The sequence below is a fragment of the Soehngenia sp. genome (genome assembly GCF_055108775.1).
Genome location: NZ_JBSQIL010000069.1, coordinates 1 through 9227, shown reverse-complemented (window position 1 = coordinate 9227; position 9227 = coordinate 1). Strand labels below are relative to the sequence as shown.

Genomic DNA, 9227 nt, shown 5'->3' with positions numbered 1-9227 from the left:
TTTATCATCTCAAGTATCATCATGAAGATGAAATTAATTCTAATTTAATACAATTTTGTAAAACATTGTGCTATTTTTTCATGTTTAGTTTACAGAGTCAAACTATATCAAAAGAAATAAATTAATCTTAATTTTTTGCTAAAAAGTAAAATTTAATGGTTAAAATGAAAATATCAACTAGTAAAATGTAACTAGTTGATATTCATTCTATCTCTGAATTCTCTAACATAATTTCTGCTTACGGGAATACTGGTATCTTTCCCGATCATTTTTATATTGTAAGTGGAATTAAACCAAGGTTCAATTTTCTCAATGAAATTTATATTTACTATAAATGATTTATGTGTTCTAAAAAAATTATGCTCTTTCACTAAATTATAGAGTTCCGAAAGTGTCATATTAACTTTATAATTGTCATTTTTTGTCACTAAAATAGTATCTTTATTGTCTATAGTTGCATAAATGATATCTTTAAATTTTATCGGTATAATAACACCATTCTTATGTGCACTTATAACTTGTGTGCTATTGTTATATATATTATTTTTTGCTTCATTTTGTATGTTTTCATTGTTTTGAAATCTTGATAGCAATTTATTAACCATTTGGGAAAATCGCTCTTCCGAAATGGGTTTCAATAAATAGTCAAGTGCATTTAAGCTAAAAGCATCTAATGCAAACTCATCATATGCTGTAAGAAATATTATCTCTGGCTTAACTTTGAAGTTGTTGATTATTCTAGCGATTTCTATTCCATTAAAAACTGGCATTTTGATGTCTAAAAAAATTAAATCAGGTTTTAACTTTTGATTCATATCCAAAACTTCTTTGCCGTCTTTAGCTTCACCGATTACATGAAATTCTTCATACTTATTTAAGAAATACTTTATATCTTCTCTGGCTAAATTTTCATCATCAGCTATAAGTATTTTTATCAAACTATCACACCACCTTTAGTTTTTTAGGAATTTTAATTAATGCTGTTGTTCCGCAATTTAACTTACTATCTAATCTGAGCTTATAATCTTCTCCATATTTAACTCTTAGTCTATCGTTTACATTTCTAATTCCAATACAATTATTATTCGTTGACATATAGATATTTTCTAAAGTTTTCTCATCCATTCCGACCCCATTATCAATAACATAAATCAAAATATCATTTTCATCATTTTTTATTTCAATCCTTATTTCTCCATTGCCATTTTTCTCAAATATGCCATGTTTTACTGCATTCTCAACAATTGGTTGGATTATCAAAGGCGGAAGATAACAATTTAATCCTTCAGGTATGTCGTATACTATGTTAAGCTTGTCACCAAACCTAGCTTTTTCTATTTCTAAGTATGATTTTATGTTTTCAATTTCTCTTTGTAAATCCACTTCATCATTAGGATCAGTCAAACTATTCCTAAAATAATTGCTCAAATGAATCAACAGCCCCCTAGCTTTATCTGGAGATGACCTTGTCAAAGCAGCTATAGTGTTAATTGCATTAAATAAAAAATGTGGATTTATCTGAGCTTGCAATGCCTTAAGCTCTGATTGCATTAAGAGTTCATTTTGATAGTCAAATTCACTAAGCTCAATTTGAGTCGAAAATAGCTTTCCTAATCCATCGGCTAGTGCTTCTTCAGTTTTAGATATTGAAAGTTTTGATTTCTTGTATAGTTTCAATGCTCCAACAATTTTATTTCCATATTTTAGAGGAACTACAATTGCTGAATTAAGTTTGCAATTTTTATTAGAACAATTGATCATTTCTCGTTCAAGTGCAAAATGTTTTTCCCCACTTCTCAAAACTCTTTTAGTTAATCCAGTCATTATACCTTGATTCTCTTTATGGTGCTCTTCCCCAACACCTACATGAGCAAGAATTTTATTTTGGTCTGTGATAGAAACTGCATCGAAATTAGTCATTGAATAAATTATTTCAGCAACAGTCTTAGCAGTTTCAGCCGTTAAACCTTTCCTCATATAAGGAAAAGTTTTATCAGCAATTTTTAATGCTAATTGTGCTTGATATGCTTCTCTTGAATCTATTTCAGTAATAGAACTATGGATTAATGATATGGAGAGACTTATTCCAATACCATTTGTAATAATCATTGGCAAAGATATTATCCTAACCAATTCTAATGCTTCAGAAAAAGGTCTAGCAAATATAAGTATGATTATCATCTGTATAACTTCTGCTATCATACCAAATACAAGTGCAAATGCAATTTTATTTTCACTTTTATCAAACCTATTCTTTAGTAATCCTGCTAGTATTCCTTCAGTAAAAGTTGAAATTGCACAAGCAAAAGCTGTAAATCCATTTATGTCTATTGCTATTCTATGTAATCCCGCAATTAACCCAGATATAGCACCAACAAATGGTCCGCCTAAAAGTCCTCCGACAAATACTCCTATTACCCTTGAATTCGCAATAGCTCCATTTATTTGAATACCAGTATATGTACCAATTATCCCATATATCGAAAAAATTAAAATTAATATAATTTTCTCTTTAAAACTTTTCTCATTTTTAGTTATTATATTTCTTAGATATTTGTTTCTTGTCATCAAAAATGATAATAACATTATGATCCCAATACAGCTTAATAAATTTCTTATTATTAAGATTATCATGTCTATTCCTCCCAAAATAATGATAACATAATAAAAAATTTTTTTATAACAAAAATCTTCAATTTGTATAACTATTTATAATAATTATTTATTATGTTAAAATGTATTGGTCGGAGGGATTAATATGCTAGTGCTTTCAGCTTCAAATATAACAAAATCATTTATAGACAAAAAAATACTTGATAATGTTTCTTTTTTTGTTGATGAAAAAGATAAAATAGGTTTGCTCGGCTTAAACGGAGCAGGAAAAACTACATTGTTTGAAATTATTTCTAAAAATTTAGAACCTGATAGTGGTGAAATATTTATTAAATCCACAATGAAAATTGGCTATTTAAAACAACAAACAATGGTTAATTCTAGCAAAACTATTTTTGAAGAGTGTTTGACTGTTTTTGAAGATATCATAGAGATGGAGAAAAGAATCAATTTTTTGGCAGAAGAAATATCCAGAAAAAGTGATAATTCAGATCAGTCTTATGAGCAATATCTGAAAGAATATGGATATCTTCTAGAGGAATTTAACAACAGAAACGGATATGGCTTTAAATCTGAGATAAAAGGTGTTCTAAAGGGTTTGGGTTTTGAAGATGAGGATTTTGATAAAACTATAAATATATTAAGTGGTGGTCAAAAATCTAGGGTAGCATTAGCTAAGCTATTATTGGAGAAGCCAGATATTTTATTGCTAGATGAGCCTACAAATCATTTAGATATAGAATCTATCGAATGGTTGGAAAATTTTATAAAAGATTATAATAAGGCACTTATATTGATTTCTCATGATAGATATTTTCTTGATAAAGTTGTAAATAGAGTCTTTTATTTGGAAAATCAAAAATTGTATATATACAATTCAAATTATACAAAATTTATGCAACAGAGAAAAAAAGACATCGAAATTCTTAAAAAACAATATGAAGATCAGCAAAAGGAGATAAAAAGACAGCAAGAAATCATTGAAAGATATATGCAATATGGTGATGAAAGATATATAAAACAAGCTAGAAGTCGACAAAAAATGCTCAATAAAATAAAAGTCTTAGATAAGGTAGAAACCAATAAGAAATTATCTCTAACCTTTGAAACGAGTGTTACTTCAGGTAGGGATGTTTTATTGGCTGAAAACATATCTAAAAGTTTCGATGGTAAAACAATTTTCAAAGACATTTCATTAAGTATATATAGAGGTGAAAAGGTTGGTCTAATTGGTCCTAATGGAATTGGAAAAACAACTCTTTTCAAAATATTATTGGGTAAAATGCCATCAGATAGAGGAGAAGTGTTTTTAGGCAAAAATGTTAAAGCAGGTTACTTTGATCAGGAAATGTCTCATCTTTCAGATGATAAGACAGTAATTGACGAAATCTGGGATTCTTATCCCTATTTAACTCATTTCCAAGTAAGGTCATATTTGAGTAGATTTCTTTTCATTGGCGATGATTTATTTAAAGAGGTATCATCTTTGAGTGGTGGAGAAAAGGCAAGACTATCATTATTAAAACTTATGCTTTCTGATGCTAATTTTTTACTAATGGATGAACCTACCAACCATTTAGATATTGATTCTAAAGAAGTTTTAGAAGATGCTTTGAATATGTACTCAGGGACTGTATTGGTAATATCACATGATAGATATTTTCTAAACCAGATTGCGACTAAAATTTATGAACTCACAGAAGAAGGTATTTTTGAGTATCTTGGAAACTATGATTACTACTTGGAAAAGAAAAAAGAATTAACAGAAGATATTCCAGCAGAAGAAGAAAAAACAAAAACACAGCTAAAACTTGAGAAAAAGAAAGAAAAAGAGTTAATGCTTAAGGAAAAAAAGCTAAAAGAAAAACAAAAACTATTGGAAAGAGAGATTTCTGAATTAGAACAAAAGTTGAATGAAATAGATATGATTTTAGCTGATCCAAATACTTATGATGATCATGAAAAAGCTCTTAGTCTGTCAAATAAAAGGGAAACAATTGAAAAAAATCTGAATGAATTGTATGATAAATGGATAGAGCTCTCTTAAAGGATGGTTTCCCATCCTTTACAGGCTCAAATTAGCATTTACCTTTAAGTCTAGAGTAGATTTATTCCCAGCAATATAACTATAATATCCTGCTGAACCAATCATTGCAGCATTGTCTGTACAAAGATTTATCTTTGGTATATAAAGCTTAATATTGTTTTCTAATGATTTTTGATTAAATATATCTCTTATAGCACTATTTGCTGCTACACCTCCAGCTATTACCAGTTTGTTCATTTTTTTCTCTTTAAGCAATCTGAATGTTTTTTCACACAGAACTTCTATTATAGCCATTTGAAAACTAGCAGCTACATCTTCAACACAAATTTCTTCATCCTTTAATTTCTTTTGGTTTAAATAATTTAATACTGCTGTCTTAAGTCCACTGAAGCTAAAGTCATAACTATTTTCTTCTAAATATATTCTAGGAAAGTTTATTGCTTGTGGATTTCCGTTTTTTGCTAATTTATCTATAAGAGGCCCACCAGGATACGCTAATCCCAAAGCTCTAGCAACTTTATCAAAAGCTTCTCCGACTGCATCATCTCTTGTTCTTCCGATTACATTATATTTGTCATATCCAATAACTTCCACTAAATATGTGTGCCCTCCAGAAATAACTAGAGCTATGAAAGGCGGTTCTACATCCTCATATGATAAATAATTTGCACAAATATGCCCTTCTATATGATTTACTCCAACTAAAGGTATGTCTAAGCTATAAGCTAAAGCTTTTGCAAATGATACCCCTACAAGTAATGCTCCTACTAAACCTGGTCCTTTTGTAACTGATATAAAATCAATTTCACTTAAATTGACTTTTGCATCATCTAATGCTATTTGCATAATCTTTGTAATATTTTCAACATGCATTCTCGATGCTATTTCTGGTACTACCCCTCCAAATTTTCTGTGAGTTTCTATCTGTGTTGAAATTATATTTGAAAGTATTTTTCTTCCATCTTCGATTACAGCTATTGAAGTTTCATCGCAGGAAGTTTCTATCGCCAATGTCTTCATATTTCACCTCTATTTTCTTCGCCACATTATCAAAGCATCTTCATCGTCATCAATATAATATTTTGGTCTAATCCCACATTCGCTAAATCCATGTTTTTTATATAAATTTATAGCGACTTCATTAGATTTTCTTACCTCTAAGGTGATATTTGGTATATTGTGTTTATCACAATAATCTATTATTGCTAAAATTAAATAATCCCCAATACCTTGACCTCTATACTCTTTTTTTACAGCAATGTTTGTTATATGAGCTTCATCCATTATTTTCCACATGCCTAAATAACCAACTATTTTTTCATCTATTTCAGCAACAATATATAGCGCCAATAAGTTTTCTTCAACCTCTTTCTTTAATGCTTCGTAACTCCAAGGTATTGAGAAAGATTCTTTCTCTATGTCATAAACTTCCATTAAGTCTTTTGATTCCATTTGTCTGATTGTAACTTTCATTCTATTCTCCCTTTGAAAACTGTCTTTCAGCTTGAGATTCTCTTAAATATACTGGTTTTAAATTGTCTACATCATCGATTAATCCTTCTTTAAATCTCTCATAAGCAATCTCACAAATGCTACTAGCTCTTATATAATTTAGATTATATGGAGTGAAAGTAACTTTCTCTCCTAAAATCTTTTCTATTATAGCTTTATATGTGATGCTACCATTCCCATTTACATAAAGTTTATCATAATTTTTATTAAGATATTTGCAATACTCTTCAATTTCTAGAGCATCATCTGGTTTTATAACAACTAATTTGTTCTCTTCCCATTTATATATCCCAGAGAATACCCTGTCTTTTCTTGCATCAAGCATAGGTACTATGTATGATTTTGAGCAAACATTATAAGCTAAGACTTCAAGTGTCGATACTCCAATAACTGGTTTTTTTTGAGCTAAAGCAAATCCTTTTGCTGTTGCTAAAGCAATCCTTAATCCTGTAAATGAACCTGGCCCAATTGAGATTGCATATAGATCAATATCATCTATCTTGATTTTTAAACTATCTAATACATTTTTTATCATTGGCACTAACATTTCCGAATGACTCATATCAACAGATAAAGAATATTCTCCTAAAAGTTTCTTATCTTCAGTTATAGCCACAGTTGTCATCAAAGTCGATGTATCCATACCTAATATTTTCATTTAAGTAGCTCCTCCAGTAATTTAATGTACCTTTTTCCATGAGGAATTAAATCATACTTCCTTATGTTTTCATCTTCTATATAAATCCAAATATCCAATCTTTCCTTCGGCAGTATATTCCTTGCATTATCAGCCCATTCAATTACACATACTCCGTTTGAATAAAAATAATCTTCAGCACCTAATAAACTTAAATCTTCTTCATTATCGAGTCTATAGATGTCGAAATGATATAATGGTAATTTTCCCTCATATTCATTTATTATTGTGAAAGTTGGACTTGTAATATAGTCTTTCACTTTAAGGCCTCTTCCTATTGCTTGAGTTAGAGTAGTCTTTCCTGCCCCTAAATCACCATTAAGACAGATTATGTCCCCTTCATTTAATAATGAACCAAGTTTTTCACCAAATTTTTCAACTTCATTTAAATTCTTAAAAACTATCTCCATTTTTTTAATCTCCATAAAATATTGTCATCTAATTATAGCAAAATATAAATTATTCTTCAAACAAAGTTCATTAAAAAGTCAGTGCCTTAAGGCACTGACTTTTTCTCTTATTTATGCAATATTGGGGAGAGGCGCTTATAAACAAGTATTGTTATTGCACTTACTAGTATCCCTTTCAATAAATTGAAAGGAACTATAGCATAAACCATCATTGTTTTTAAATCAACTATATTAGAATTAATAGCTGTTCCCATTTCAACTAAAGTCTCTATTGAAAGTCCATATACTCTGGCATACATTGGGAATAAAAAGAAGTAGTTCGCAAATGTAATAATTAAAGTCATCATTAAAGTACCAGATGCTAGCCCTAAAACAGCTCTATTCATAGTCTTCTTCTTGAAATAAATAGCTCCTGCAGTATATGCAAATACACTTCCAACTATAAAATTAGCCAACTCACCAACTCCAGCAGAAGATGAACCCCTTATTGCCATAAAAAGTAAATTCTTTAAGAGTTGTACAATTACTCCAGCCATGGGTCCTAGTGCAAAAGAACCTAGTAATGCAGGCAAATCAGAAATATCAAGCTTTAAAAATGGTGGTGCAAGCCATACTAAAGGAAATTCAAAAAGCATTAATACAAATGCTAATACTCCCAATACTGCAAGCTTTGTTAAAGTCTTTGTTTTCCACATGTCTTTGCTTAAAGTGTACATAAAATCCCTCCATAATTTAAAATTACTTCGGGAATAAAAAATCCCCGAAGCAATCTTCGGGGCACAAATCGAATAAAATCTTCTTTCATCCAGACTATACTGTCGGCTCTGGAATTTCACCAGATCAACCTTTCGGCTCGTGGGCTTTACCACCGGTGAGGAATTGCACCTCGCCCTGAAGATACTCTGCTATTATAATATATCTTTGTCATCCGCTTGTCAATATAAATTATTATGGTTATAAATATTTGTATTAACAGCGCACTTGTAAAACTAAATTAGACCTCTTTTTAATTTAGAGTCTAATTTAGTCTTACAAACTTTAGGGTCTAATTTAACTTTACAAAGTCTAATTTAGTTTTACATTTGACCAATATTTGTATTAACATTAGTTTATTGATATAATCTAATTATATTCGAATATAATTAGATTATATGGAGGGATATCATGATGTTTATATTAAAATCAAAACAAATCTTTAGTATCACACTAAGCTTATTAATGGTTTTTATGGCATTTTCATCAGCATCTCATTTTCAAATGACATAACAGATGAAGCATTGAAAGATTAGAATATATTCCTGTGCCAAGTGCCAAGCAATATTGGCGGAAAATTAGTAACATATCTAGAGCACTACAATATCAAGTTTATGGTGGTTTTATGTCAAATTTAATTTATGTGAGTGAAGGCAGATGAAAATTAATAATAAAAACAAATTTACTGTAATAAACTTTATTATAAATATTGTGTACATAATATTTATATCTATTTCTTTAATTCATCATTATGATATTATTGCTTTAGTCTCTACTATTGTTTGGGGATTTTTACTTGTTTTAATAAGATACAAGTATTTTAATAGGGTTAAAGATTGGCCAAGTTTAAGACCTACATTGATTTTATTAATAGTTATCATGGCAGGTGTATATATATCAGTTTTGCTTATGGAAAATATAAATAATTATATAAAATATATTGTATTTGCCACTATGCTTATTATATATGTTTCAATTTATCTGAAGTTTAATAAAAAATAGATTAGAATGGTATTCTAAGAATGATTTATATTATTGACTCGTTAGGTATTTAAAAAAAACAATGGCCTCATTATATCTAATAATTTAAATTTACATACATCAAATTTAAATAGAAATGTTGGCCATTGTTATAACTCAAATGAACAAGTAACTTCTCATTTAGTTCTAATTTGTGCTTATTGCGAACGTGCTT

Annotated in this window: 9 protein-coding genes and 1 riboswitch; of the genes, 2 read left to right on the top strand and 7 right to left on the bottom strand. The window is 29.3% G+C overall.

Going from position 1 to position 9227, the window contains the following annotated elements; translation table 11 throughout:
• Nucleotides 1–191: 191 nt before the first annotated feature.
• Together ACTB1H_RS08050 and ACTB1H_RS08045 are read right to left on the bottom strand one after the other, a co-directional pair.
• Nucleotides 192–938 (bottom strand): LytR/AlgR family response regulator transcription factor, encoded by a 747-nt coding sequence (locus tag ACTB1H_RS08050; RefSeq protein ID WP_463262333.1) that lies wholly within the window; start codon nt 936–938, stop codon nt 192–194.
• A gap of 4 nt (nt 939–942) precedes the next feature.
• Complete coding sequence (locus tag ACTB1H_RS08045; protein ID WP_463262332.1) at nt 943–2634, bottom strand: LytS/YhcK type 5TM receptor domain-containing protein; 1692 nt, start codon at nt 2632–2634, stop codon at nt 943–945.
• A gap of 124 nt (nt 2635–2758) precedes the next feature.
• On the opposite strand from ACTB1H_RS08045, the gene abc-f reads away from it, so the two are divergent.
• Complete coding sequence (gene abc-f, locus ACTB1H_RS08040; RefSeq protein WP_463262331.1) at nt 2759–4660, top strand: ribosomal protection-like ABC-F family protein; 1902 nt, start codon at nt 2759–2761, stop codon at nt 4658–4660.
• Nucleotides 4661–4678: 18 nt separating this feature from the next.
• On the opposite strand, the gene tsaD is transcribed toward abc-f, so the two are convergent.
• The 5 genes from tsaD to ACTB1H_RS08015 all read right to left on the bottom strand — a co-directional run bounded on the left by tsaD (nt 4679) and on the right by ACTB1H_RS08015 (nt 7995).
• Complete coding sequence (gene tsaD / locus ACTB1H_RS08035) at nt 4679–5680, bottom strand: tRNA (adenosine(37)-N6)-threonylcarbamoyltransferase complex transferase subunit TsaD (RefSeq protein ID WP_463262330.1); 1002 nt, start codon at nt 5678–5680, stop codon at nt 4679–4681.
• A 9-nt stretch (nt 5681–5689) separates the two neighbouring features.
• The gene (gene rimI, locus ACTB1H_RS08030) at nt 5690–6133 is read right to left on the bottom strand and encodes a ribosomal protein S18-alanine N-acetyltransferase (protein ID WP_463262329.1); all 444 of its coding nucleotides are present in this window, start codon (nt 6131–6133) and stop codon (nt 5690–5692) included.
• A 1-nt stretch (nt 6134) separates the two neighbouring features.
• Nucleotides 6135–6830, bottom strand: a complete 696-nt coding sequence (tsaB, locus tag ACTB1H_RS08025; protein ID WP_463262328.1) for a tRNA (adenosine(37)-N6)-threonylcarbamoyltransferase complex dimerization subunit type 1 TsaB — start codon at nt 6828–6830, stop codon at nt 6135–6137.
• Entirely contained in the window at nt 6827–7279 is a 453-nt protein-coding gene (gene tsaE / locus ACTB1H_RS08020) for a tRNA (adenosine(37)-N6)-threonylcarbamoyltransferase complex ATPase subunit type 1 TsaE (protein ID WP_463262327.1), read from the bottom strand. Before tsaE ends, tsaB begins: the two co-directional genes overlap by 4 nt.
• 107 nt (nt 7280–7386) lie before the next feature.
• Nucleotides 7387–7995: an ECF transporter S component gene (locus ACTB1H_RS08015; RefSeq protein WP_463262326.1), complete on the bottom strand. Its 609-nt coding sequence runs from the start codon at nt 7993–7995 to the stop codon at nt 7387–7389.
• Nucleotides 7996–8068: 73 nt separating this feature from the next.
• Nucleotides 8069–8182: riboswitch (FMN riboswitch) on the bottom strand.
• 507 nt (nt 8183–8689) lie between these two features.
• On the opposite strand from ACTB1H_RS08015, the gene ACTB1H_RS08010 reads away from it, so the two are divergent.
• Nucleotides 8690–9034: a hypothetical protein gene (locus tag ACTB1H_RS08010; RefSeq protein ID WP_463262325.1), complete on the top strand. Its 345-nt coding sequence runs from the start codon at nt 8690–8692 to the stop codon at nt 9032–9034.
• Nucleotides 9035–9227 lie beyond the last annotated feature (193 nt).

What these genes read in the sequence shown, in the direction of transcription:
- ACTB1H_RS08015 (WP_463262326.1), bottom strand. Translation starts at nt 7,995, where the DNA reads ATGTACACTTTAAGCAAAGACATGTGGAAAACAAAGACTTTAACAAAG.
- ACTB1H_RS08045 (WP_463262332.1), bottom strand. Translation starts at nt 2,634, where the DNA reads ATGATAATCTTAATAATAAGAAATTTATTAAGCTGTATTGGGATCATA.
- tsaE (WP_463262327.1), bottom strand. Translation starts at nt 7,279, where the DNA reads ATGGAGATAGTTTTTAAGAATTTAAATGAAGTTGAAAAATTTGGTGAA.
- abc-f (WP_463262331.1), top strand. Translation starts at nt 2,759, where the DNA reads ATGCTAGTGCTTTCAGCTTCAAATATAACAAAATCATTTATAGACAAA.
- rimI (WP_463262329.1), bottom strand. Translation starts at nt 6,133, where the DNA reads ATGAAAGTTACAATCAGACAAATGGAATCAAAAGACTTAATGGAAGTT.
- tsaD (WP_463262330.1), bottom strand. Translation starts at nt 5,680, where the DNA reads ATGAAGACATTGGCGATAGAAACTTCCTGCGATGAAACTTCAATAGCT.
- ACTB1H_RS08010 (WP_463262325.1), top strand. Translation starts at nt 8,690, where the DNA reads ATGAAAATTAATAATAAAAACAAATTTACTGTAATAAACTTTATTATA.
- tsaB (WP_463262328.1), bottom strand. Translation starts at nt 6,830, where the DNA reads ATGAAAATATTAGGTATGGATACATCGACTTTGATGACAACTGTGGCT.